This is a genomic window from Corynebacterium glucuronolyticum DSM 44120 (assembly GCF_030440595.1).
GTDB classification, from domain to species: Bacteria; Actinomycetota; Actinomycetes; order Mycobacteriales; family Mycobacteriaceae; genus Corynebacterium; species Corynebacterium glucuronolyticum.
This window is the reverse complement of sequence record NZ_CP047452.1, coordinates 377,613-402,370: the sequence shown is the minus strand read 5'-3', so window position 1 is coordinate 402,370 and position 24,758 is coordinate 377,613. Positions and strand designations below refer to the sequence as shown.

Genomic DNA, 24,758 nt, shown 5'->3' with positions numbered 1-24,758 from the left:
GTCACAGGCCCGTAATCACCGCCGGGCCGAACGTGAGAACCAAGCCCGTCACCGTGGCCAAAACGGTGGTCAGTGTGTCCTTGCCCGTCTTGAGCGAGTGCACGGCCACACCGATCGCCACCGTCACCACCAGGGCTGCGACGATGACGATGAGCGGCATGAGCGAGGAGGCCCACAGCGACATGAACGCGTAGAACACGAGCACACCTATAATGAACGCGACGATGGCCGTCACAACGATGCTGGCGATGGAAGGCTTCTCGTCCTCCTCAGCAACCTCGTCGTCATAGTACGCGTCGTCGGCATCATCGAAGCCCTCGATATCTTCGTCATCCTCCGGGAAAAAGTCATCTTCCTCCGCGATATCTGCGGGCTCGTCCTCGTCCTCCACCACGACTTTGGGCAGGACGGAGGTTGCGTCCGCTTCCTGGGTGGGGGTGTGCGACTCAGACTTTTGCGCTGCCTGCTGCGGGACTGCCGGGAACGAGCCGGTGGTCAGCGGCGCGGACTCACCATCGGTGAACACTCGGAGAACCATCGTGTCATCGTCGCGGGACTCCCGCTTAGGCTTCGTGGCCTCGGGTTGCTTAGCCTGGGGTTTTGCGTCTTCCGGCTGCGTAACCTCGGGCGTAGCGGGCTTTTTGGTCGCGGGCTTCGTGGCTTCCTGCTGGGGCTCCTGCTCGGCCTTGTCCGCGGTGGAATCGATCGGCGAGGTGGTATGGCGGGCATCTTCCGGCTTCTCCGTCACGCGCGGGATCGACCCGGTGAACTCAGCAACGGAAATGCCACCCTCTTCCAGGCTGCGACGGCGACGCCGGCGGGAGCCCGATCCTGAAGACGATTTCCCGGACCTGGCTAGCAGCTCAGCTACTGTCAGTTGTTCTTCGCTCATTTCTCTTCTTCCGCTTTCAGTCCGCTGTCGATTCTTCGGAGAATAACACCTTCTCGCAACGCCCAGGGACAAATTTCCATCTGCTCTAATCCTAAAGCACGCATTGAGGCTTCTGCCACGAGCGCACCGGCAACGATCTGATGCGACCGGTCAGAGGAGATCCCCTCCAGCTCCGCACGATCCGCCGCAGTCATCCGCGAAATGAACGCGATGACCTGGCGCAATCCGGCCGCGGTCAGCGTCCTTTTCACCCGCGGACCAGCCGACGATGGAGCCGCACCGGTAAGCCGAGCAAGACTGCGGAAGGTCTTCGATGTCGCCACCGCAAGATCAACCTCGCCGCACGCCCGCAGCTTCCGCGCCGGCTCAGCCAGTTCGGCATCGATGTAATCGCGGAGGATCCCGATCTTTTTTTGGGACGGCGGATCCGTCTCAAACCACGTGTGCGTCAGACGGCCCGCGCCAAGATCCAGGGAGAACGCCAGGTCAGGCTCCTCGTCGGTGCCGGTAGTCAGCTCGAGGGAGCCACCACCGATGTCAAGGTTTGTAATGCGACCCGCGGACCAGCCGTACCAGCGCCGAACCGCCAGAAACGTCAGTCGAGCCTCGTCCACGCCGGAGAGGATCTGCAGCCGGATACCTGTCTCCTTTTCCACCTCGTCAAGAATCTTCTCGGAGTTGGTGGCGCTGCGAATCGCCGACGTAGCAATAGGCAGAAGCTCGTCGCAGCCCAACTGCTCCGCCAGCTCCTTCGCCTCGTTCACGCCCCTGAGCAGCTTGTTTACACCCTTGGCGTTGATGGCACCGTCCTTATCCAGGTACTCCACCAACTTCATCGTGGCTTTCCAGTCGCTCATGGGCGTCGGATGCCCGCCCACCCTGGCATCAATAGCCACAAGGTGGACTGTGTTACTTCCGACATCTAAAACACCTAATCGCACACCACTAAGGGTAGACGGTCTATGGTGGCAGCGTGAACAACACCACGGTTTTTTTGGGTTATCCGGACGGAACGAACGCCGCTACGTCAATCGAAAACGGCACCGAGTTGAACCCCGACTTCCCACGCGAATGGTTCGAGGTCTACAACCCCGACGACCCTTTTCACCTGTTCACCTTCGACGTCACCTGGCTCGCCTCCTACTACCAATGTGGCTACGGCACCACCTGCCAAGGCATCGATGACACTCCGTCCCACGGTTGCTGCCCCCACGGAGCCTTTCTTGTCGACGCCGCCGAGCGCCGCAACCTAACCGCCCTTGTCCCACAGCTCACCCGCTCCGAGTGGGAGAAATACACCGATGAGCCTGAGGGCTGGATGGAATGGGACGAAATCGACGACGAGCCCAACCCCAAAACCGCCGTCGTCGACGGCATGTGCATCTTCGCCAACTCCGCCTCCTTCCCCGGCGGCGCCGGCTGCGCCCTCCACCTCCACGCCCTCAACAACGGCCTCGACCCTGTCCAGGTCAAACCCGAAGTCTGCTGGCAGCTCCCCCTGCGCCGACTCGAGGACTACGAGGACCGCGCCGACGGCTCTGAGATCCTCCACACCACCATCACCGAGTACATCCGCCGCGGCTGGGGCGACGGCGGCGAGGACTTCACCTGGTACTGCACCACGAACCCTGCCTGCCACAACGCCGCCGAGCCCCTGTGGAAGACCGCCAAGAGCGAGCTCATCACCATGTGTGGTGAAAAGGTCTACGCCCTCCTCGCCGACTTCATGAAATCCCGCGGCACCCCCACCGCCTTCCACCCCGCAAGCGCCAACCGGGTTCCGGGGCGTGAATCCGGGGAACGCTAACTGCACAATTACCCCGAAATCAGCACCAATTACGCAGTTACGGGGTCCGGCCCGACATACACCCGGCACCACACCAACCCCCGGGAACGCTAACCCAACAAATACCCCCAAAACAGCACCAATTACGCAGTTACGGGACCCGGCCCGACATACACCCGGCACCACACCAAACCCCGAGGAACGCTAACCCAACAAATACCCCCAAAACAGAACCAATTATGCAGTTACGGGTTCCGGCCCGACATACACCCGGCACCACACCAAACCCCAGGAACGCTAACCCAACAAATACCCCCAAAACAGCACCAATTATGCAGTTACGGGGTCCGGCCCGACATACACCCGGCACCACACCAAACCCCGGGAACGCTAACCCAACAAATACCCCCAAAACAGCACCAATTACGCAGTTAAGGGACCCGGCCCGGGCCTCACAGCCGGAGAGGCCTCCTAGGCCTCGAACTTGTAGCCCAGGCCGCGGACGGTTACCAGCTGGGTGGGGTGGCTGGGCTCGGCCTCGATCTTGGAGCGGAGGCGCTTGACGTGGACATCGAGGGTCTTGGTGTCGCCAACATAGTCGGCACCCCAGACGCGGTCGATGAGTTGGCCACGGGTGAGGACGCGGCCCGCGTTGCGGAGGAGGTACTCGAGAAGGTCGAATTCCTTGAGTGGCATGGCGACCTGCTGGCCGTCGACGGTGACGATGTGGCGCTCGACGTCGAGGGAGACGCGGCCACCTTCGAGGATTTGGTCGGCGGCGGCGCCGTCGGAATCACCGCCGCGGCGGAGGACGGCGCGGATGCGGGCGATGAGTTCGCGGGAGGAGTAGGGTTTGGTCACGTAGTCGTCTGCACCGAGCTCGAGCCCCAGAACCTTGTCTAGTTCGGTGTCGCGGGCGGTCACCATGATGACGGGGACGGTAGAGACCTGGCGGAGTCGGCGGCAGACATCGGTGCCGCTCATGCCGGGGAGCATGAGATCGAGGAGAACGAGGTCGATGTCGTTCTTGTTGAATTCAACGAGTGCGGTCCGCCCATCGGTGGCGATGATCGCGTCGAAACCCTCTTTTTTGAGGAGGAAGGCGAGAGGCTCAGCGAGCGATAATTCGTCCTCTACGATGAGCACTGTTGCCATAATCTTTCCTACTGCTTCCTTACTTTGTCGTCGCTTCCACGTAGCCCGCGGGAATCGATAGTCCTGTTCACATCCTGTTTCCTGGCGGGATGTGGAAGCTCTTCCTTCTCCTCGCCGGGACGGTAGATGGGCAGTTCAATGGTAAAGGTCGACCCCGTGGAGGGCCTAGACCATAGTTTAACCGTTCCCCCATGATTTGCTGCAACATGCTTAACAATCGCTAAGCCTAAACCTGTGCCGCCGGTGGAGCGGGAGCGGGCTTTGTCCACGCGGAAGAAGCGCTCAAACACGCGCTGCTGGTCCTCCGTGGAGATGCCGATGCCGCGGTCGGTGACGCGGATGTGGATGATGTCAGCGGAGACCACCTTCTGCGTGACGGTAACCGGCGTTTCTGCAGGTGAATAGTTAATTGCGTTGGCGATGAGGTTGGTCACGGCGGTGACGAGAAGGTTGAAATCGCCAAGCACGTAGACGCCGGTGCGCACGCCGCGGTTGAGGCGGATGCTGGCGTTTTCGGCCTGGACGGTGGTGCGGTTGATGGCTTCGTCGACAACGTCGTCGACGAGAACGGGGGTAAGGTCGGGCAGTGCCTCTGCCCCCTGCAGCTTAGAAAGTGAAATAAGTTCGGTGATCATATCGCCGAGGCGGCGTGATTCGCCGTAGAGTTTTTCGCCAAAGTAATCGACGGATTCGGGGTCGTCGATGGATTCCAGGAGCGCTTCTGCCAGCAAGGCGATGCCGCCGACGGGGGTCTTCAGCTCATGCGAAACGTTGGCCACGAAATCGCGCCGGGCGTGCTCCATGCGCACGGCCTCGGACTGATCGGTGGCGTAGACGATGACGAAGCGGTCGTCGGTGAGCGTCAGTGGCGCGACAACGACGCGAATATCGGTGACACGGCTCTTCCCTGCTCTGCGCGGCGCGCGCAGATCAAGACTGTGCTCTTCTTTGTCCGCGAGGACATCTTGGGCAAGGTCCCAAATTTCCTGGGCCACGCGGCGTTCGTGGATGAGTCCCATGGTGTGGGCGGAGGCGTTGGAGAGGACAACCTCGCGGTTGGCGTCCACAATGGCCACGCCCACGGGCGCACCCTGGATCGCGAGGTGCAGCACCTGGCTCACGGTGGTGACTCGCGGTTCACTGAGCGTCCGGGCGATTCGTGTCCGGCGCGCAATGGCCTCACCTGCCCGGTAAACCGCCAGCCCGATGAGGGTGACGATAATACCGGCGATGAAGGTGAAGATGTAGGACAAGATTTACTTGTTGCCCTGGTTGGCGACTGCCTTTGCGCCAGCTTCGGCAGCCTCGGGGTCGAGGTAGGTGCCGCCGGGGTTGGCCACGGAGCCGTCCTCGTTGAGCTCGTAGACCAGCGGGATACCAGTCGGGATGTTGAGTCCAGCGATGTCCTCGTCGGAGATGTTATCGAGGTACTTCACCAGCGCACGCAGGGAGTTACCGTGGGCGGCGATGAGTACGTTCTTGCCGGTGAGAGCCTGCGGGAGGATTTCCTCCTTGAAGTACGGTATGAAGCGGGCAACAACGTCCTTCAGGCACTCGGTACGCGGAACCTGGTCGAGGTTGGCGTAGCGCGGGTCGTGTGCCTGCGAGTACTCGTTGTTATCGTCGAGCTCCGGCGGCGGGGTGCCGTAGGAGCGGCGCCACGTCATGAACTTCTCGTCGCCGTACTTCTCCTTGGTGTCGGCCTTGTTCAGGCCCTGCAGGGCACCGTAGTGGCGCTCGTTGAGGCGCCAGTCGCGGGTAACGGGGATCCACAGGCGGTCGGCCTCGTCGAGGGCGATGTTCGCCGTCTGGATGGCGCGACGCAGGAGGGAGGTATAGAGGACGTCGGGAAGGATGTCCTTTTCCTTGAGGAGCTCGCCGCCGCGCTTAGCCTCGGCGCGACCCTTTTCGGTCAGGGCCACGTCGACCCAGCCGGTGAACTGGTTGGATGCGTTCCATTCGCTCTGCCCGTGGCGGAGCAAGATCAATTTTCCTTGAGTCATACTCCTCAGTTTGCCATGACTTTTATTGCTTGTCGACGCTCGGTTCCCCGGTCGCGTCTCGGCCTACGCACCGCTCAACCTCCCGACCAACGTATTCCTTGTAGAGGTCGTAGAGTCGCTCAGCGGTCTTTGACCAGGAGTATTGAGATGCATGGGCCACAGCATTTTGACCCATGTTAATCCGGGCCTCATCGTCGACAAGCAACGAATCGATGGCCGAGGCCCACTCAGCGGGGTCGTGCGAGCCGACCAGAACCCCCGACGTGCCGTCGGCGACAGCGATGGGCAAACCGCCCACGTGAGCTGCGACGACGGGGGTGCCGGAGGCCTGCGCCTCGAGAGCAACGAGGCCGAAAGACTCGTTGTAACTGGGAACCGCAACGATATCGGCGGCCTGATAGATGCGGACGAGATCCTCTGGCGGGCGCGGGGGCGTGAACCGAACATAGCGGGAAATCCCGAGGTCAGCCACGAGAGACTCGTACTCCCGCGGGTTTGCGTTCTGGCCGGACGGGCCACCGCACAAAACGGCGCGGAGCGTGTAATCAGGATCACGCTTAATGATCTCCGCCAATGCCCGAATCAGGACATCCGGACCCTTAAATTTCTGCAACCGGCCAACAAACGCGACTACCTTCGCCTGCAGCGGCAGGCCCAGCTCGCGGCGCGCCTTTTCGGTCGCCCGACCAGTCCCCGGCGTAAACAGTTCTGTATCCGCGCCCGGATTGACTACCACAACCTTATCCATGTCCGCGTCGTAGTGGGCGACGAGATCAGCCCGCTCCTCCACCGTATTCGCGGTAATGACCTCGGCATTATCGATGATCTGCTGTTCACAGATGCGACGCGCCTCCGACTCCTTCGTATCGTCGAGCGTGCGGTGCGCGTTCTTCACCGCGGCGAGCGTGTGCGCGGTAAAGACGAGCGGCACGCGCCACAGATCCCGCAGCAACCACCCCACCTGGCCGGACAGCCAATAGTGCGCGTGAATGATGTCGTAGCTGATGTTGTTGCAGCGCGTGAAGCTCAAGATCCCCCCGGCGAAGGCCGCCAACTGCGTCGGCAGATCCTCCTTCTCCAGCCCTTCATAGGGACCCGCCACCACGTTAATCACCCGCAGATTCTCCTGCACACACACAATTTCACCCTGACTGGGGATCGTCGCGCGGGTGAAAATATCCACCGTCACGCCATGGGCAGCCAGCTTCTTCGCCGTGGACATAACGTAGACGTTCAACCCGCCTGCGTCACCCGTTCCCGGCTGCATCAGGGGGGACGTGTGCATGGAAATCATGGCAATACGCATACCCCCCATTGTACGGACGCTAAGGTTTTGCCTTAAAAAGTTCTTATCGTAGGGTGTACTCTACTAAGCCGTAACATATCTTTAAGCCAGCGGAAGGAAGCATCCCGTGTCTCAGGCATACGAAACGAAGGCGTGGCTCAAGCATTACGCCCCCTGGACTCCACATGAGCTCGACTACGGTGATACCACCATCGCGTCGCTCTACCAGGACAACCTCAAGCGCAACGCCGACAAGCCGGCCACCTATTTCTTCGGCCGCACCATGACCTTCGCCGAACTGGACAAGCAGGTCCGCCGCGCAGCCGCCGGCCTCCGCGCCTTCGGCGTCCGCCCGGGCGACCGCGTTGCCCTGTGCATGCCGAACTGCCCCCAGCACATCATCGCCTTCCACGCTGTGCTGCAGCTCGGCGCCACCGTCGTTGAACACAACCCGCTCTACACTGCCCACGAGCTCGAGGAGCCCTTCAAAGACCACGGCGCGCGCATCGCCATCAGCTTTGACAAGACCAGCTCAACATTGGAGAAGCTGCGTGAGACCACCCCCTTGGAGACGATCATCTCCGTCAACATGATCAACGCCATGCCTCGCTACATGCAGCTCGCGCTGCGCATCCCGCTGCCCCCGCTGAGCAAGACCCGTGAGCGCATGACCGGCTCCGCCCCCAACACGGTTCCTTGGGAGGCCCTGTGCTCCTCCGCTATCGGCGGCGACGGCGCCGACCTCGAATTCCCCGAGGTGAAGAAAGACGATGCCGCCCTCATCCTCTACACCTCCGGCACCACTGGCGTGCCCAAGGGCGCACAGCTCACCCACGGAAACCTGTACTCGAACGTGCTCATGGGTGCCGCCTGGGTTCCCGGGTTCCCCCACGAGGACGAGCGCATCCTCGCCGCTCTGCCGCTCTTCCACGCCTACGGCATGACCTTCGCAGCCACCCTCCCCTTCTATGGTGGCTCTGAAATGGTGCTCCTGCCCACCCCGGATCTCAAGCTCATCATGCAGGTGATGAAGAAGCACAAGCCGACCTTCGTCCCCGGCGTCCCCACCCTCTACGAGAAAATCCTGCAGGCCGCTGAGCAGACCGGCACGGACATTTCCGGTGTCGCCAACGCCTTCTCCGGCGCTTCCACCCTGCCCGTCTCCCTCGTTGAACGGTGGGAAAAGGCCACCGGCGGCCGCCTCGTCGAAGGCTACGGCCTCACCGAGTGCTCCCCCATCCTCACCGGCAACACCATGGACGGCAACCGTCGCCCCGGTTGGATCGGCATCCCCTTCCCCGACACACTCATCCGCATCTGCGACACCGAGGATCCATCCCGCGTTCTCCCTGACGGCGAGGAAGGCGAAATCCAGGCCAAGGGCCCCCAGGTGTTCAAGGACTACCTCAACAAGCCAGACGCCACCGAGGCCAGCTTTGTCGACGGCTGGTACCGCACCGGCGACATCGGCGTCATGGACGACGAGGGCTACATCAAGATCGTCTCTCGCCTCAAGGAGGTCATCATCACCGGTGGCTTCAACGTCTACCCGGTTGAGGTCGAAGAAGTCCTCCGCAACCACCCCGATATCGACGATGTCGCCGTCGTGGGCCTGCCCCGCAGCGATGGTTCGGAGATCGTCACCGCCGCCATCACCCTCAACGAGGGTGCCGCCCTCGACCCCGAAGGCCTCAAGGAATACTGCCGCACCCAGCTCACCCGCTACAAGGTGCCGCGCAAGTTCTTCCACTTCGAGGACATGCCCCGTGACATGATGGGCAAGATCCGCCGCCGCGACGTCCGCGACCAGATCATCGAGCGCCACAACCTGTAGTTCTCGCGCTTGGCTTCGCGGCCCCCCTATATGCGGCTCCCTATATGCGGCCCACCTGTTTGGTGGGCCGCATTTTGTTTGCTCGCCGGGCGTGCTGGTCCCTTCTGCGGCCCGTTGCCTTCCGAGCTCTCGAGCATCGGGGACGACCGGGCCACACAAAGGAACCCGTAGATACCAAACACGGCCCAACACCAACCACCCACCCGAGCATCGGGAACAGTCGGGCCGCGGAAGGGACACGTAAGTAACAAACACGGCCCAACCCCAACCGCCCACCCGAACATCGGGAACAGTCGGGCCGCGGAAGGGACAACGGTGCTCACCCTGCGGGATTTGTGGGGGTAAAACGCGGCGGGAAGGACACCCGAGGCGTAAAGATAAGGTATGGCAAATACGAAACATGGACCACGGTTGGTAATTATCGGACTCGGGCACGTCGGCTCGCAGGTGTTGACGGAGGCGGTGCGCGCGGGGATTTTCGCGGAGATCGTCACCATCGACAAGAAGAAGGGGGTGGCGTTCGGCGAGGCGCTGGATCACCACCAGGCCTCGGCGCTGCCAGGTAACCCCGGTGTGAAGCTGCGCAGCGGGGATTACGAGGACTGCAAGGACGCGGATGTCATCATCTGTGCTGCGGGACCGTCAATGGTTCCCGACGGGACGGGTTCGCAGCCGGACCGCACGGAGCTGACTAGCGTGAACGCGAAGGAAATCCGCCAGGTGATGACGGATCTGACGGCCGTTACCCGCGATCCGGCCCTCATTTTCATCACGAATCCGCTGGACACGATGGTTTTCTTGGCGGAAAACGAGTTTGACTACCCGCGTTGCTTCGGCACGGGCACGATGCTCGATTCGTCGCGTCTGCGGCGCATCGTCGCTGATAGGTTGGGGATTTCACCGGAGACCGTGTCGGGCTACATGATGGGCGAGCACGGCATGTCCGCGTTCCCCGTGCTGTCGCGGCTGACCGCATGTGGGATTCGCGCCGACGAGTTCAAGGAGCACTTCGGCGTGAAGCTTGATCCAGAGGAGATCGGGCAGTCCGTGGTGTCGGCTGCTTACGACGTGTTTAACGCTAAGGGATGGACCAATGCGGCGATCGCCCGGTCTGCTGTACTCCTGGCGCGTGCCGTGCTTTTCGACGAGAAGGCGCTGTGGCCCGTGTGCTCCACGCTCCGCGGTGAGTATGGGTTCAACGGCGATGTGGCGCTGTCTATCCCGTCGGTGATTGGTGCGGAGGGCGTCGAGAAGCGGTTTGCGGTGTCTCTCAACGAGTGGGAGCAGGAGGCGCTGGCCAAGACGGCCGCCAGCATCCAGCAGACCATCAAGGATGCGCAGGTTACATACTAAGGCCGACCCAGACGGGCTCGGGGTGAAGCTCGATGCCCGTCTTGGAGAACACGCCGTCGCGGATGGTGCGCGCAAGGTCGACGATGTCTGCGGCGGTGGCGTTCCCGCGGTTGGTGAGCGCCAGCGTGTGCTTGGTGGATAGCCGGGCAACGGCGTCTTCCCCGGGGAACCCCTTGTTAAAGCCCGCGACCTTGTCGATGAGCCAGGCTGCCGAGAGCTTCACCTGGCCGTCGTCAGCGGGGTAGCGGGGGGCATCGTCGGGAAGCCGGTCGGCGACGGCGCTGGTGACGATGGGGTTGGTGAAGAAGCTGCCGGCGCTCCACGTGTCGTGGTCGGCGGGGTCGTAGACCATGCCCTTGCTGCGGCGCAGCTCGAGGACGGCCTCGCGCACCTCGGCGGCGGGGCGGCGCTCGCCGCCGAGGGAGGCGCCGAGCTTCTTAGCCAGCTGGCCAAAGCGCAGGGGGTGGGACAGGCCGTCGGCAAACAGTTCCAGTTCGATTTCCAGGACGACGGCGCGGCCGGTGAATTTCAGGTTGGAGTAGCGGTAGGCGAGGTCGAGGGATTCCGCGTCCACCCAGGAGACCTCACCGGAGCGGCGGTCAAAAAGTTTCACCCGGCGCAGGACATCGGCGATTTCCGCCCCGTAGGCGCCGACGTTTTGCACGGGGGTGGCCCCGGCGGAACCGGGGATCCCGCTCAGGCACTCGATTCCACCGAGCCCTGCTGCGACGGTGGTGGCCACCACGTCGTCCCAGCGGGCACCCGCCTCCGCGCGGACGGTGGATCCGTCGATGGTGACGCGGTCCATCCCCATGATGACGGCGGTGAGGTCGAGGGGGCCGTCGGCGACGAGGAGGTTGCTGCCACCACCGACGATGAGGGCATCGGGGTGGGCCTCCACCGCTTCCACCACGGCATTTTGGGTGGTGCACCGGAAGGCTGCACGCGGGGAACCACCAACGTGGAGGGTGGTTAGGTCCGCGAAGGTGACGTCGATTTGCTCGGTGCCGGCAGTCTGCGTGGAATCAAACACACCTTTAACGGTAGTCTTAGGCTTATGACTGCACGAAATGAAGTAACCGTAACTATCCCCCACTCCAAGGAAAAGGTGCTCCAGGCATGGCGCACCCAAGAGTTCTGGGATTTTGACACCAAGAACCTGTCCACCGAGCCCGGTGAGGTACACGAGTTCAACGAGGCGGACGGCAAGGTCGATGTGGCCCTCTACGAGGTCATGCCAATGACGCTGCTGCCGGAGGCTGTTCAGGGCATGATCAGCCAGGATCTGAAGATCAAGCGCACCTTCCACCTGGAGGACGAGAACACCGCCAGCTACCACAGCGATGTCAAGGGCACCCCGGTTGATTTCGGTGCGGATATCGCCGTTTCCGGCGAGGGTGACACGACGACGCTGACCTACTCCAACACCGTCGACGTGAAGATCCCGTTCATGGGTGCTGCTATCGAGCCGAAGGTGGCCGAGGCGCTGGAGCAGACCACGCAGGCTGAGGCCGATCTGCTCGGACAGTGGATTTCTGACAACCTGTAATGAAGTCACTGGGTAAGGCTCTGGTGGGTCTCCTCGTCATGGTTGTCATTCTGGCGGCTGCGGCGGAGTTTGGCCTGCGTTGGTACATCGGCAATCAACTGGAGACGTCCGTGAAGGCGCAGAGTCCAGTAGCGGTGCAGGAGAAGCCATCGATCGAGTTCGGTGCCACTCCCCTACTGTTCAGTCTGGTGACCAAGACGGTTCCCAATGTCGATGTGTCGGTGCCATCGACGCTGCAGATCAGCTCCGGGGCGGATGCGCCGGTGATTAGTGGCGCACCGGCTGCCGATGTGTCGCTGACGGATCTGGATATCTCCGATCCGCAGGTGCTGCGTGCAGCGCACATGGTGGCCCACGTGGAGCTTCCCGACGAGTTCCTGCTGGCCACAATTCAGCGCCAGATGGCGGACAACCCGCCGTCAACAGGCAGCACCATCGGCGATGCTCTCGCCCAGCGGTTCCTGCACATCAGTGGGGTGACGAGCCGGGCTGCAACACAGGCGGTGGACATTGAGTTCGCCGACGGCATCGCCACCCTCACCCTCGAGCCGCGGGCCGCCGACGGCAATCTCTCGTTTACGGCCACGAACGCCGAGTTGCTCGGCTTCGAGGTGCCGCAGGAGATCGTTGACGCGATCTCGGAGTCGCTGGCCTCGGCGGCACAGGATGCGGCTGGTCAGATGAGCGTCGACAAGCTAGAAGTGAAAGATGGCCTGATAGACCTAACGGTGAGCAGCGACAACCCGAGTGTCGCTACGCAACAGTGACCCACGCGGCGGGCAACGTGCGTGCCGCCGCCTCATCCCCCTGCGCGATTCGAACGCCCAGGGGGATTTCCTCGCTTACCGCCTCCTTGATCGCGATGAACTCGCTGAGGAGTGCGGACTCGTCGGTAAGGTAGTCGCGGCGGGGGACGTACTCGATCTCCGTCGCCCCCATCACCACCGCCAACCGCGCCTCAGCGGCCTTGACAAGCGTCTGGGAGGCCCCCAGGGGGTAGCCCACGACGCAGCGCACCGTCGGCGCCTCCAGTGGCAGGTGGGTGGGCAAAACGGCGACGGGTTCGTCGGTGGCAGGCTGGGCAAGCGGGTCTAAAAATTCACGCATGGCACAATAGTAGAATGAGCACCCGATCGGAGACCATTAAGCGACTGCACGAAGCCACCCGCCGCATGATCATCCGCCAGGGAATCGGCGGCTGCCGGATCGACCGCATCACCACGGAGGCGGGGCTGTCCCGGGGGGCGTTTTACTCCAATTTCACAAGCCTCGACGAGCTCCTGTCCGCCACCCTCACCGAGCACCTCACCGGGCTCACCGACCGTGCACTCGCCCTCGACGACCGCTGGATCGAATCAATCTCCCGGTTTACTCCCAGTTTCTCTCTGCTTTCCGACGCCGACAAGCTTGCCACCCTGTTGCGCAACGCTGCGGCGGCCACCGGGCTGGATGGTGACGCACAGATCATCAACCTGGAGATGATCGCTGCCGTCGCCCGTGGTCAGTTCACTGACCTGCCACTGGACGCGATGGAAGAGGCCCTCTACCACGTAGCCACCGTCGTGCTGCGCGCTATCGGCCGTGTTCCCGTCTCAACCGATTCCCCGCTTGGTCTCGCCTTTTTCAAACTCGCCCCACGCGACGAGGTCACCGCATGCTTCGCCACCATCGTCCTCATGTCACTGTCGCGTAGCGCCTAGTTTTTCTTTAGTCGCCTGGTCGGTAAAAAAGAGCGAATCGACCGTTTGGTACGAGGAGAAACCTGTCCCCTGCATAAGCTCTGGCGGAATCGTCCACGGGCCTACTCGTTTTGTTGGATCGGCGAGGTTACCAGCGGCCACGTACTGCCCGGCGCCGACATCTTCTCCACCATAGAAGACAGAGGAAAGGATCCCCCCGACCATCGTCATCGAAACTTGGGGGCCGGAAACAAGGTCAGTTAGTGTGGTGTACTGAAGCTTAGGATCTGTGGTCTTTTCAGTGGGAAAGTCGAATGCTAGATAGCCTGGCTCCGTAGAGATCATGTAGATGCGGCTATTCCGAGAAAACCAGCGGGCTATGTATCCGTGCTTTTGGTGATCATAGTCCCAGCCCTCTTGCTCATTAACCTGCTTCCATCCGTCGCCTCCATGGCGATACACATTCCAGCCGGCGTTATCTTCTGTAAACCACAGCAAAAAGAGCTCCGGCTCGCCTGCATGAGTGGAAAATACGGGGATGCTTGTCTTTTTCCCTTCAGTTAGCTGGATACAATCGTGATTTAGATCTGAGGAGAGAGAAAACGAATAAATACACAGCGTATCCTCGTTATCTTCGCTAACTCTAAAAGCTCCTAGAGCTGTTCCGTCAACGGTGACCGCCGATGCTTGTCTCAGCCCCGGGAGAAGTTCCGTTCTCACATGAGTGCCAACCGTAAGTGTGAAGCTGTCCCCTGCAGCACGCGGATACCCGATCAGCAGCGACCACGCACCATCATCCGATGTCAATCCACGCTGCATGCCACTTGTAACCATACCGGCATCACGTTTACTCACTGCTCCTGAGTCAGAGTCAACGATAACTAGCTTGTCGCCACTCAACAAACCAAATTGGCTCATTCCGATCCTGGTAAAAACAGGATTGTAGATGCGCTCCTCAAATCACAGTTTGACCAGTTCAGCCCGGCACGTCCCGCATGGACGGGAAGTACCGGTAAGTACCTGGAATGTCCCTCGCAATACGGCCGCTACTTGCCTTAGTAACTAAGAACGTCCTTGATGCTCGGGCGGACATCGAACCAGTAGATGCCGATAGCAACCATGCCGATCCAGCCGATGAAGGGGATCTGGTACAGAAACTGGGCGAGGGTAGAACCGGCAAGGATCGCTACCCACGTCATCTTCGGCTTCCTGTCTGCTGCAGGGAACGCGTCCTCGCGGGTGGTAAAGCACTGCAGGACGCCAAGGGCCCCGGCCAGCGCTACCGCGTAAAAGAGCCCCCTGATGACGTAGTGGAAGATAGTGAAAGCGGTTGCCATAGAGTCTAGTTATCCTTCTTCTTTAGGTTCGACCAGTCGGTATCCTGGGAAGCCTGCTTGATGTCCTCAATGAGCTGCGTGCGGGAGTCGCGAGTGCGCACGTTCAGGTTGCTGACGAACTGCTTGAGTGTCTCAATAATCGAATTCACATTCATGGTCTAGCCTCCAAATAGGACGTAGGAAACAGTGTAGATGGCAAGTCCTGCCAGGGCGCCAACAATGGTGCCGTTAAGACGAATATACTGCAAATCCTTGCCCACCATGAGCTCAATCTTGTCACTGGCTTCCTCCGCGTCCCAGCGCTGAACCGTCTCGGAGATGATGGCGGTGATTTCGGGCGCGTAGTTATCAGCAAGGAAGCGGGCCGCCTTCTGGATCTTCTCGTCCAGCTGAGCGCGGCGCTCGGCATCGTCGAGAAGGTTCTCGCCCTGGCGCTGCACGAACTCAGCGAAGCGGACACGGAGGATGGACTTCTCGTCAGTAAGGGCGCTCGTGAGAGCCTCCACGGCGTGCTCCCACAGGGCGACAGGAATCTCCTTGACCGCTGTGGAACCGAGGATTCCCTCCTTCAGATCCTCGATACGCGCCATTGTCTTCTCGTCACTTTGTAGGTCCACGGCAAATTGGGTGATGACGCGACGCACCGCGTCGCGGGCGGGGTGGAACCGATCGCGCGCCACATCGGCCGTCCATTTGACCGCCTCGCGGTAGACCTTGTCGCCAACCAGACGGTTAGCGAAGTCGGGTGCCCAGGCAGGAGCCCGATCGTCGATAAGCGTTGTGATGAGTGACTCGGACTCCAACGTCTTGCGATGCAACCACTGAGCCACCTCCTCGATGATCGGCTCCGTTTTGCCGTCGTCGATGAGCTGCTGCAGGACGCGGCCCATGGGCGGCGCCCACTGCGGTTCGGCGGCACGATCAATGACGAGCGTGCGGATGAGCTCCTGCGCGTCCTCCCTAGGCACCTCGCGCAGCACCTTCGCGCCGAGCGTTCCGGCCTCGCGGGAAACGGCGCGGGCATGGGCCGGATCCGCCAGCCACTGGCCAATCCGGTTGGGGATGCCCGCCTCGCGGACCTTCGCCACGATGAGCTCAGCGTTGAGGAAGTTCTCCCCCACGAACTGGCTAAGCGCCCCACCCAGCTGATCCTTCTTGTTCTTCACAATCGCCGTGTGCGGAATCTTCAGCCCCAGCGGGTGACGGAAGAGGGCCGTGACGGCGAACCAGTCAGCGAGCCCACCGATCATGCCCGCCTCCGCCGCAGCCCGGACGAAGCCGATCCACTCGGGCGCGTCCGCAGCGGTGCGGACCTGGACGTACCGGCACACGAGGTAGATCACGGTGGCGACGAGCAGCAAACCGGTGGCAAGAGCCTTGTGACCGCGCAGCGCGCGGCGACGTTCGGCCTCCACCTCCGGCGAGGGGCCAGGGACAGGAAGTTTCGACATATAGGCCATTGTAGACATGAAAAAACCAGCCTCCCGCAACCGCCGGAGGTGCCGAAGCGGTTGTGGGGGCTGGCTTGGCTAGTGAGCCCAGGAGACTAGTGCTTGTAGCCCGTAGCCTTAGAGAACTTCTTCCAATCGCGACGACCATAGAATACGAGGCCGAAACCGCTGACCAGCAGCACAACGGTGATGATGATACCTGCGGTAAAAATCGTGGAGTTCATCGTCGGTGCGCCACCTGCGGCGGCGAATACGAGGGTACCGATGCCGGCCAGGGTAGCCAGGATGAGACCCATGCCAATCCACGTGGAGGTCTTCAGCAGCGAGGAGTGCGGTGCAACGAAAGACACCGGCTGGTAGCCGTCAACGTAGCGATCTACGTCGAGGGAGCCAATCTCCCGCTTCTCAGTTGCTACCTCGCCGTGGGCACCGGACACGGCGGTTGCCGTGCTGGCATCGCCTCGCAGAGCGTGGTTCTCGGTCATCGCATTCTGCCTTTCTTATCAGAAAATTCTCAAGTTACGTTTCAACTTTAGTCGTCTTTACCACGAAGAGCAGCTCGCGCGCGTTCTTTCGTCACAATGGATACCGCCGTTAGGGGGATACCCGCGGGGCAGACATCAGCGCACTCGCCGTACAGCGAGCACGGCCCAAAGTTGGTTTCCAGCTCATCAATCATCCTGCGAGCGCGACGACCGCGCTCGTGCTCACCCATGGGGGTCAGACGCAGGTGCTGGAGCTTTGCGCCCGTGAACAGGTGGGCCGCGCCGTTCGGGCACGCCGCGACGCACGCGCCACAGCCAATGCAGGCTGCGAAGTCGAGAGCCTTCTCGGCGTTCTCGTGGCTGGTAGCCAGCGTGTCCGCGTCCGGTGCGGTACCGGCGTTCACGGAGACGTAGCCACCCTGTTCCATGACACGATCCAGAGCGGAGCGGTCAACCACCAGGTCACGGATGACCGGGTAGGCGGCGGAGCGGAACGGTTCAATCTTCAGGGTGTCGCCGTCGTTGTGGATGCCGGCCAGGCGCTGCTGGCAGGCAGGCTTGTTTTTGTCCAGGCCGTGCGGGCGACCATTGACCTGCAGGCCACAGGTGCCACAAATACCTTCGCGGCAATCGGAGGCGAAGGCGAACGGCTCCTTGCCCTCCTCGATGAGCTTCAGGTTGACGTGGTCCAGAAGCTCGAGGATGGACATCTGCGGTACGGCGTCCTCAACAGCGATGGCCTCGAAGTGTCCCTCGGAGTTCGAGTCGGCCTGACGCCAGATTTCAAGATTCAGTTTCATTACTTGTAATTCCTTGTCATCAGCGGGATCTCTTCGAAGTACAGGGGCTCTGCGTGGCGGATGAAGTGGTTACCTTCGCCGCGCTCCCACGCAGACACGAAGCACCAGTTCTCATCGTCGCGCTCGGCTTCGCCGTCTTCACTGAGGTGATCCGAACGGTAGTGTGCGCCACAGGACTCATCGCGATCGAGGGCATCGATGCACATGAGCTCACCCAGCTCGAAGTAGTCAGCAACGCGGTTAGCAAGCTCGAGGGTCTGGTTCATCTCGTTGGCAGCACCGGGGATGAACAGATCGGACCAGAACTCGTCGCGCAGCTTGCGGAGCTCCGGCAGAGCCTGGGAGAGAGCCTCGGTGTTACGATCCACGCCACACTTGTCGTAGAGGATCTTGCCCAGCTTCTCGTGGAAGTAGTCCGGACCGTGGTTGCCCTTGATGTTCATGAGGCGCTCAATGCGATCGTGCGCACGCTTGAGGGCTGCCTGAGCTGCCGGGCAGTCTGCCGGTGGGAGCTCCTCGCCCAGGTGCTGGCCGAGGTAGTTCGGTACGGAGAACGGGAGGGTAAACCAGCCGTCCACAGATGCGGACAGCAGCGAGTTCGCGCCGAGGCGGTTAGCTCCGTGGTAGGTCCAGGAGCACTCACCGGCGGCGAACAGGCCGTCGATAGCTGTCATCTCATCAAAGTCCGTCCACAGACCACCCATGGTGAAGTGGCAGGTCGGGGCGATACGCATCGGCGTGGTGTAAGGATCCTCACCGATCGTCTCCTCGTACATGTCGAACAGGTTGCCGTAGCGCTCAGCCACGGTGTCCTTGCCGAGACGCTCGATGGCATCGCGGAAGTCGAGGTACGCGGAGTTGTGGTTCGGGCCGACACCGTAGCCCTCAACGAGCTGCTTGGTGATGGCACGGGAAGCGACGTCGCGGGGCACAAGGTTACCGAATGCCGGGTAACGGCGCTCGAGGAAGTAGTCGCGCTCCTCATCCGGAATCGTGTTCGGGTCGCGGTCGTCGCCCTTCTGCTTCGGGCACCAAATGCGGCCATCGTTACGCAGAGACTCAGACATGAGGATGGTCTTGGACTGCCAGTCGGCGTTCTTCGGCAGACCCGTCGGGTGGAACTGAATGAACGACGGGCTGGCCATGAAGGCACCTTGATCGTAGGCGCGCATCATGGCAGATGCGTTCGAGTTCTTAGCCAGCGTGGTCTTGTGGAAGACGTTGCCGTAGCCACCGGTAGCAAGGATCACAGCGTGACCCATGTGGGCGGTGAGCTCACCGGTGATGAGGTTACGCATAACCACACCGGAGCAGTGCTTCTTGCCGTCCTTTTCGTCCACAATGATGTCGAAGAGATCATTGTGAGTGAACATCTCGACGGTGCCCTCGTTGATCTGGCGCTGCAGCGCGGAAGCGGATGCAAGCTGCAGCTGCTGACCCGTCTGACCGCGGGTGTAGTACGTACGGGACACCTGCACACCACCGAAGGAGCGGGTGGCCAGCGTGCCGCCGTACTCACGAGCGAACGGTGCACCGATGGCATTCATGTGGTCAATAACGCGGACCGACTCAGCGGCGAGACGCCAGCAGTCAGCCTCACGGCAGCGGTAGTCGCCGCCCTTCACCGTGTCTTTCACGTGGCGGTAGGTGGAGTCGTTGTCCACCTTCTTGCCACGAGCGGAGTTCACGCCACCCTGTGCAGCAATGGAGTGTGCACGACGCGGGGCATCGTGGTAGGTGAACACCTTCAGGTTGTAGCCCAGCTCGCCGAGAGCAGCAGCTGCGGCAGCACCGGCCAGGCCGGTGCCGACAACGATGATGGTGAACTTGCGACGGTTCAGCGGGGAGACCAGCGTCATGTGCGCCTTGTGATACTCCCAGGCCTCCTTCAGCGGAACACCCTCAGGCAGACCTGCCTCGAGGATGTTGCCCAGCTCAACTTCGCTCACGGACGAGGCCGGGGCGGTAAATTCCTGCCCATTGGGCATGGTGTAGGTTTCCGTGCTCTTCGCGGGCGCGGCGAAACCTTCGATCTTGGATGAAGTACTCATAGTTATCTCTGCCCCTTTCTAAACAAGCCAACCGGCGAGAACGGCGATCGGGATGAGTGCGTTACCCACCAGCACAGCGGCGGGGATGAGGTAAGACACGAACAGCAGGACTGCGCGCCAGCGCTTACCCGTGATGCCCAGGTCGCTCACTGCTGTCCAGAGCCCGTGGCTCAGGTGGAAGAACAGGATGACCATCGCGAGGATGTAGAAGATGGCAACGATCGGGCGGCTGAAGCTGGCGAGCACGTTTGCGTATGCTTCACCGTGCTCGAATGCTGCCGTTGCAGCCGGCTGTGCGCCGATCGTCAGATCCAGCAGGTGGAAGATGATGAACAGAAGCAGCACGATACCCGTGACGAGCATGGTTCGTGCGGAGAAACTGTTCAGACCCCCCATAAGGCCAGAGCGGCGGAACTTGCCGCGGGACTTCTGGCCACGCCCGTGGAGCGCGAAGGCAGAGTAAATGTGTGCGATCAGGCACACGAGGAGAACAATTCGGAATGCCCACAGGAAGGAACCGTAGGGCAACATTGGTTCACCGAACTCACGCAGGAACGCCGCGTACTCATTCAGATGGTTAACCCCGTCGGTATCCGGAAGGAAGATCTTCAGGTTTCCGATCATGTGGACAAAGACGAACAGGCCGAAAATAATGCCCGTAATCGCCATAATGAGCTTCAACGCCCATGAGGGCGCGCTCGGCCGCTCACGCAGCGGCTTTGTAGTGATTTTACCGTGAGCAATGGCCTCACGGTCATCATATTTAACAGTCATGGCACCTCCAGTGTCCCTTTTACCTTACGGCCTAGCAGAAAAAATCTCCCACTTTCCGTATCTTGACGTGCTTAACGTCACACATCGAGCGCAGGGCCTTACTAGCCCGTGAGTAACAGTGCTCAGCAATAACTTAGTTTTCACGGTCACGAAATATTCGCGATAGCACGTATTACGCCCTCGAACGTGGTAATTCTTTTTAATTATTACTGGCACCGCGTGACCGATTTTCGCCCTTTTTGCGGGCAATCATCTCACGACGCAGCTCCATCAACTCCGGATCATCGCGAACCAGAGCAACCAGCTGACAGTCCTGCGGCCCGGTCGCTCCCGGCACACAAAGCGAGCACGGATCTCCATAGCGAATCGGGCACTTCGGCTCTACTGGCATAACCTAAAGGTAACATGTAACGAGCATTTTTCTGGCATTTTCCCCCGCTCAACCCCCTATTTTGCACCTTTATATATATGCGCAATTTGTTGCGTAATTCGGGCGCATCGCCGTTGACCTGGCCCACAATAAAAATGCGTCACGCACAGCTCGTGTACGTGACGCACAATGTTTTCCACCCTAAAAGGTGGGGTTAGACACTTACAGGTTGATCATATGGCCAGCAATGCCGTGCGCAGCTTCCTTCATCGCCTCCGACATCGTCGGGTGGATGTGGACGTTGCGGGCAATTTCTTCTGCGGTGAGGTCGAAGCGCTGGGCCAGCGTCAGCTCCGGAATCATCTCGGAGACGTTGGAGCCCACCATGTGTGCACCGAGCAGCTCGCCATGGCGACCATCGGCAATGATCTTGACAAAGCCCTGAGACTCGCCCAGGCCCTGTGCCTTGCCGTTTGCGGAGAACGGGAAGGAGGCGACCTTGATCTCTGCGTCCGGGAACTTTTCCTTGGCCTTCTCTTCTGTGTAACCGAAGGATGCGACCTGCGGGTTGCAGAACGTGGCGCGCGGCATCATCATGTAATCGCCGAGCTCCAGGGTCTCTGCCCCAGCGATCGTCTCGGCTGCGACGATACCCTGCGCCTCAGCGACGTGGGCGAGCTGCAGCTTGGCCGTCACGTCGCCGATAGCGTAGATGTGCTCGACGCTCGTGCGCATGCGCTCATCGATGTCGATGGCGCCACGCTCGGTGAGCTTCACGCCGGTGTTCTCCAGGCCGTAGCCCTCGGTGCGCGGCGCAAAGCCGACAGATACGAGGACGCGATCAACGGTGAGCGTCTCGCTCTTCGACCCGTCCTTAGACTCGATGTCCACCTCGACGGAGTCACCGTTGTCACGCACAGCCTTGGTGGCGTGAGCGGTGAGAAGCTTAACGCCTAGCTTCTTGTATTCGCGGGCAATCGCCTTAGACACCTCGGGATCCTCGTTCGGCAGAACGCGATCCATGAACTCGACGATGGTAATCTTCACACCGAAGTTAGCCAGTACGTACGCGAACTCCATGCCGATAGCACCCGCGCCCACGATAACCATGGACTCCGGAAGCTTCTCGTTGAGGATCTGCTCCTCGTAGGAGACGACGTTCTCCGAAAGTTCGACACCGGGGAGGCTCTTCACAACGGAACCCGTGGCGATGATGCAATCGTCGAAGGTGATTTCCTTGCCCTTGTCATCGCCGTCGGTGATCTCCAGGGTCTTCGCATCCTTGAAAGAGCCGAGGCCGTTAATCTCGGTGATCTCGTTCTTCTTCATGAGGAAGTGGACGCCCTTGACAATGTTGCCCGAGACCTTGCGGGAGCGCTTGTGCGCCGCCTCGAAGCTCATGGTGACGTCGCCCTCAATACCGAAGGTCTTCTTTTCCTTGGTCAGGACGTGAGCAAGCTCCGCGTTCTTGATGAGCGCCTTCGACGGGATACACCCGACGTTGAGGCACACGCCGCCCCAGTACTGCTTTTCCACGACCGCCACTTTTTTACCCAGTTGGGCTGCGCGAATGGCAGCAACATAGCCGCCAGGGCCCGCACCGAGTACAACTACATCAAAATGTTCACTCATACTGTCTAAGTGTACGGATACACAGGGTTCCCCGCTTGCGGTTTGAAAACATTTTCCATGCATGAATAGCAAAAAGGCGAGGTTGGAACTAAATTCCACCCTCACCTAGGCGCATAAAATCCCCCACCGACCAGCCCCCAAATTTAGGTAGTACTAAAAGAGCAGGCCCCCGCCAGGTGCCCGCTTCGCGGTACATCCGCCACGTTCTACCCGCTGATGCGGATTAGATCATCCCCATCTCTGCGCTGGTGATCGCCAGCGAGGAGGATCCGTTGTGCAGCAGCATGCCGAGGAACTCGTTAATGGCAATAAGGATCTGCTCGAGGGGCTCGAGGGGGAAGAACTGCATGTTCAGCCTTTCTTTGCAGGTGTTTGACAAACTTTCGCCGACAACCTGTGACACGCATTCACGCGAAGTGGAGATTCAACACGTCTGGCGCCAGGTTCGCTAGCGATTCTATAAGCTCTATTCATATTGTGTGCCCATTACGTTACACCAGAGGTACCGCAGGGTTACGCGTGTTAACGTAACAGGATAGTATTTCGATATAGCATGTGATCCCCCTGTGGGGGATGGATAAGAACTAAAGAAATACTAGCCATTACTTCTTAACTGTGAGGATGTTTCGATGAGCCATCTACGTTCCGCCTCGTCGCGCGCACGTCGTTTCGCTGCAAGCACCATTGCCGTCGCCACGATGGTCGCCGGCCTGCCCGCCATTGCCACTGCCCAGGAAGCCGCCGTCGCAACGGCTAACACGACGGATCCGGCCGACGTTGCTGCCACCCCGGCGGCAGAGACCACGGAAAACAGCGACGGCCTAGCCACCCTCACCAAGGAGAATAACGACGGCGAAGCCCTGCAAAAGTGGCGTTCGCGAATCGGTGGCGAGAAGCGCGGCATACTCAAGGACGAGAAGGGCGAGCCAATCAAGGATGCGAATGGCAACCCCAAGATGGGCTACGTTTATCGGGAAAACAGCGCCGGCGAGAAGTTCTACGTGTACAACACCGGCTCCAACGATCCGCAGGTCAGCGTCTACCAGGCCACGTCCCCGTCGATGAACGGCCGATCCATTCCGCTCGTCGTCATCCACGCGAAGGACCCGGGTCGCCCGACGCTGTACGTACTCAACGGCGGTGACGGTGGCGAGGGTTCCGCCAACTGGATCATGCAGACGAAGATGATCGATTTCTACAAGGATAAGAACATCAACGTCGTCGTCCCCATGGAGGGCAAGTTCTCCTACTACTCCGACTGGGTCAACGAAAAGAAGAACCTTGGTGGCAAGCAGATGTGGGAAACTTTCCTCACTAAGGAACTCCCGCCCGTGATTGAGAAGGAACTGCAGGCCAACGACAAGCGCGCCATCACCGGCATGTCCATGTCCGCCACCACGGTGCTCCTGTACGCACAGCACCACCCGGGCTTCTACGATGCGATCGGCAGCTTCTCCGGTTGCGCCCAGACCAACGACTCCATGGGCCGCATCGCGATCGATCTCACGCTTGAGCGCGCAAGCTCCAACGTGAACGAAATGTGGGGCAATGGCGAGGCATTCCAGCCGGGATTCCTGGACAAGCCAGTGGACAACTACCTGCAGTACAACGACGCACTCGTGAATGCAGAGAAGCTCCGTGGCCAGACGATGTACATCTCTAACGCCTCCGGTCTCTCCGGCCGCTGGGATTACTGGTCCAGCCCGCGTACCAAGGGCAACTCCGCCGCGATGGCCGAGGTTGAGGTCGTCGGTGGCGTGATTGAGGGCGCTACCAACTTCTGCACCCACCAGCTCAAGGCGAAGCTGGACAAGGCGGGCATCCCCGCCGAGTGGAACTTCCGCCCGACGGGCACCCACCAGTGGGGCTACTGGGAGGATGACATGCACCTCTCCTGGCCGACGCTGGCCAAGGGCCTGGGCATCGAAAACGAGCTCAACAGCTAACCCACACTCTTTCCCCTCACCTCACGGTGGGGGGATTTTTTTTGCTTTTCGACGCTCCACTCCCGCCGCTTGCCCCAACGCGGCCCAGCCTCGCCAGAACACTCGCACTTCAGCACTACCTGGGCCGCACTCGGTTCAGCGCGCTCAGGGCCAGATCCCTTAACTGCCTAATTAGTCCGTATTTCGAGGGAATTGTTGAGTTTGCGTTCCGCACCCCTGTCCCCAACGCGGCCCAACCTCGCCACTGCACTCACACATCCTCCCCGCCTGGGCCACACTCGGTACAGTCTGTCCCCAACGCAGCCCAGCCCCAGCCAGCCACTCGCACATCTGCCTCACTTGGGCCGCAGTCGGTACGGCAGGTGACCAACCGGGT

General features: G+C 60.8%; 26 protein-coding genes. 7 read left to right on the top strand and 19 right to left on the bottom strand.

From position 1 onward, the window contains the following. Window position 1 precedes the first annotated feature (1 nt). Window positions 2-892 carry an Rv0497 family membrane protein gene (locus CGLUCO_RS01885; protein ID WP_084036057.1) on the bottom strand — a complete coding sequence of 297 codons (891 nt, stop codon included), beginning with the start codon at window positions 890-892 and terminating at the stop codon, window positions 2-4. Then, window positions 889-1,833 (bottom strand): Ppx/GppA family phosphatase, encoded by a 945-nt coding sequence (locus CGLUCO_RS01880; protein ID WP_081446531.1) that lies wholly within the window; start codon window positions 1,831-1,833, stop codon window positions 889-891. The genes CGLUCO_RS01885 and CGLUCO_RS01880 overlap by 4 nt, the downstream gene beginning before the upstream one ends. A gap of 32 nt (window positions 1,834-1,865) precedes the next feature. On the opposite strand from CGLUCO_RS01880, the gene CGLUCO_RS01875 reads away from it, so the two are divergent. Then, on the top strand, window positions 1,866-2,699 hold the full coding sequence (locus CGLUCO_RS01875) for a DUF3109 family protein (RefSeq protein WP_005390684.1): 834 nt from the start codon (window positions 1,866-1,868) through the stop codon (window positions 2,697-2,699). 450 nt (window positions 2,700-3,149) lie between these two features. On the opposite strand, the gene CGLUCO_RS01870 is transcribed toward CGLUCO_RS01875, so the two are convergent. Genes CGLUCO_RS01870 through mshA form a run of 4 tightly spaced genes read right to left on the bottom strand, consistent with a single transcriptional unit; the run spans window position 3,150 to window position 7,142 of the window. Further along, on the bottom strand, window positions 3,150-3,833 hold the full coding sequence (locus CGLUCO_RS01870) for a winged helix-turn-helix domain-containing protein (RefSeq protein WP_084036056.1): 684 nt from the start codon (window positions 3,831-3,833) through the stop codon (window positions 3,150-3,152). Between the two features lie 8 nt (window positions 3,834-3,841). Further along, window positions 3,842-5,086 (bottom strand): sensor histidine kinase, encoded by a 1,245-nt coding sequence (locus CGLUCO_RS01865; protein WP_005394724.1) that lies wholly within the window; start codon window positions 5,084-5,086, stop codon window positions 3,842-3,844. Window positions 5,087-5,089: 3 nt separating this feature from the next. Then, entirely contained in the window at window positions 5,090-5,836 is a 747-nt protein-coding gene (locus CGLUCO_RS01860) for a phosphoglyceromutase (RefSeq protein WP_084036055.1), read from the bottom strand. A gap of 22 nt (window positions 5,837-5,858) precedes the next feature. Continuing rightward, window positions 5,859-7,142, bottom strand: coding sequence for a D-inositol-3-phosphate glycosyltransferase (mshA, locus tag CGLUCO_RS01855; RefSeq protein WP_198481441.1), 1,284 nt, complete (start codon window positions 7,140-7,142; stop codon window positions 5,859-5,861). Between the two features lie 106 nt (window positions 7,143-7,248). On the opposite strand from mshA, the gene CGLUCO_RS01850 reads away from it, so the two are divergent. Beyond that, complete coding sequence (locus CGLUCO_RS01850) at window positions 7,249-8,955, top strand: long-chain-fatty-acid--CoA ligase (RefSeq protein ID WP_084036053.1); 1,707 nt, start codon at window positions 7,249-7,251, stop codon at window positions 8,953-8,955. A gap of 384 nt (window positions 8,956-9,339) precedes the next feature. Then, window positions 9,340-10,308: a lactate/malate family dehydrogenase gene (locus tag CGLUCO_RS01845; RefSeq protein ID WP_084036052.1), complete on the top strand. Its 969-nt coding sequence runs from the start codon at window positions 9,340-9,342 to the stop codon at window positions 10,306-10,308. Here CGLUCO_RS01845 and CGLUCO_RS01840 read toward each other — a convergent pair. Next, window positions 10,298-11,341: a UDP-N-acetylmuramate dehydrogenase gene (locus CGLUCO_RS01840; protein ID WP_084036051.1), complete on the bottom strand. Its 1,044-nt coding sequence runs from the start codon at window positions 11,339-11,341 to the stop codon at window positions 10,298-10,300. The genes CGLUCO_RS01845 and CGLUCO_RS01840 overlap by 11 nt on opposite strands. A 24-nt stretch (window positions 11,342-11,365) precedes the next feature. On the opposite strand from CGLUCO_RS01840, the gene CGLUCO_RS01835 reads away from it, so the two are divergent. Further along, entirely contained in the window at window positions 11,366-11,857 is a 492-nt protein-coding gene (locus CGLUCO_RS01835) for a DUF2505 domain-containing protein (RefSeq protein ID WP_005390704.1), read from the top strand. Further along, window positions 11,857-12,624, top strand: coding sequence for an LmeA family phospholipid-binding protein (locus CGLUCO_RS01830; protein WP_005394719.1), 768 nt, complete (start codon window positions 11,857-11,859; stop codon window positions 12,622-12,624). Before CGLUCO_RS01835 ends, CGLUCO_RS01830 begins: the two co-directional genes overlap by 1 nt. Here the strand turns inward: CGLUCO_RS01830 and CGLUCO_RS01825 are convergent. Then, the gene (locus CGLUCO_RS01825) at window positions 12,611-12,964 is read right to left on the bottom strand and encodes a hypothetical protein (RefSeq protein ID WP_084036050.1); all 354 of its coding nucleotides are present in this window, start codon (window positions 12,962-12,964) and stop codon (window positions 12,611-12,613) included. The genes CGLUCO_RS01830 and CGLUCO_RS01825 overlap by 14 nt on opposite strands. Before the next feature lie 14 nt (window positions 12,965-12,978). On the opposite strand from CGLUCO_RS01825, the gene CGLUCO_RS01820 reads away from it, so the two are divergent. Further along, a complete protein-coding gene (locus CGLUCO_RS01820) occupies window positions 12,979-13,557 on the top strand; it encodes a TetR/AcrR family transcriptional regulator (protein WP_005390710.1) in 579 nt (192 codons plus the stop codon). Here CGLUCO_RS01820 and CGLUCO_RS01815 read toward each other — a convergent pair. From CGLUCO_RS01815 to CGLUCO_RS01765, 11 genes are all read right to left on the bottom strand, one after another. Beyond that, entirely contained in the window at window positions 13,537-14,454 is a 918-nt protein-coding gene (locus CGLUCO_RS01815) for a hypothetical protein (RefSeq protein ID WP_084036049.1), read from the bottom strand. The two genes, CGLUCO_RS01820 and CGLUCO_RS01815, sit on opposite strands and share 21 nt — an antisense overlap. Window positions 14,455-14,591: 137 nt before the next feature. Further along, on the bottom strand, window positions 14,592-14,873 hold the full coding sequence (locus tag CGLUCO_RS01810) for a DUF2516 family protein (protein ID WP_005390715.1): 282 nt from the start codon (window positions 14,871-14,873) through the stop codon (window positions 14,592-14,594). A gap of 5 nt (window positions 14,874-14,878) precedes the next feature. Continuing rightward, window positions 14,879-15,028 (bottom strand): hypothetical protein, encoded by a 150-nt coding sequence (locus tag CGLUCO_RS01805; protein ID WP_005390716.1) that lies wholly within the window; start codon window positions 15,026-15,028, stop codon window positions 14,879-14,881. Window positions 15,029-15,031: 3 nt separating this feature from the next. Next, window positions 15,032-16,342 carry a DUF445 domain-containing protein gene (locus tag CGLUCO_RS01800; protein WP_034989227.1) on the bottom strand — a complete coding sequence of 437 codons (1,311 nt, stop codon included), beginning with the start codon at window positions 16,340-16,342 and terminating at the stop codon, window positions 15,032-15,034. A 77-nt stretch (window positions 16,343-16,419) separates the two neighbouring features. Next, window positions 16,420-16,809, bottom strand: a complete 390-nt coding sequence (locus tag CGLUCO_RS01795; RefSeq protein ID WP_005394715.1) for a hypothetical protein — start codon at window positions 16,807-16,809, stop codon at window positions 16,420-16,422. A 47-nt stretch (window positions 16,810-16,856) separates the two neighbouring features. Further along, window positions 16,857-17,609 carry a succinate dehydrogenase/fumarate reductase iron-sulfur subunit gene (locus CGLUCO_RS01790; protein ID WP_005390728.1) on the bottom strand — a complete coding sequence of 251 codons (753 nt, stop codon included), beginning with the start codon at window positions 17,607-17,609 and terminating at the stop codon, window positions 16,857-16,859. After that, window positions 17,609-19,597, bottom strand: coding sequence for a fumarate reductase/succinate dehydrogenase flavoprotein subunit (locus CGLUCO_RS01785; RefSeq protein WP_034989352.1), 1,989 nt, complete (start codon window positions 19,595-19,597; stop codon window positions 17,609-17,611). Before CGLUCO_RS01785 ends, CGLUCO_RS01790 begins: the two co-directional genes overlap by 1 nt. A gap of 81 nt (window positions 19,598-19,678) precedes the next feature. Continuing rightward, on the bottom strand, window positions 19,679-20,434 hold the full coding sequence (locus CGLUCO_RS01780) for a succinate dehydrogenase cytochrome b subunit (RefSeq protein WP_005390732.1): 756 nt from the start codon (window positions 20,432-20,434) through the stop codon (window positions 19,679-19,681). Between the two features lie 199 nt (window positions 20,435-20,633). After that, window positions 20,634-20,825 (bottom strand): DUF6767 domain-containing protein, encoded by a 192-nt coding sequence (locus CGLUCO_RS01775; RefSeq protein WP_081446532.1) that lies wholly within the window; start codon window positions 20,823-20,825, stop codon window positions 20,634-20,636. Window positions 20,826-21,026: 201 nt separating this feature from the next. Beyond that, window positions 21,027-22,436 carry a dihydrolipoyl dehydrogenase gene (lpdA, locus tag CGLUCO_RS01770; protein ID WP_084036048.1) on the bottom strand — a complete coding sequence of 470 codons (1,410 nt, stop codon included), beginning with the start codon at window positions 22,434-22,436 and terminating at the stop codon, window positions 21,027-21,029. Window positions 22,437-22,659: 223 nt separating this feature from the next. After that, entirely contained in the window at window positions 22,660-22,785 is a 126-nt protein-coding gene (locus tag CGLUCO_RS01765; protein WP_005390738.1) for a hypothetical protein, read from the bottom strand. Window positions 22,786-23,065: 280 nt separating this feature from the next. Here CGLUCO_RS01765 and CGLUCO_RS01760 point away from each other — a divergent pair, with 280 nt between their 5' ends. Continuing rightward, window positions 23,066-24,382, top strand: a complete 1,317-nt coding sequence (locus CGLUCO_RS01760; protein ID WP_040428959.1) for an alpha/beta hydrolase — start codon at window positions 23,066-23,068, stop codon at window positions 24,380-24,382. Window positions 24,383-24,758 lie beyond the last annotated feature (376 nt).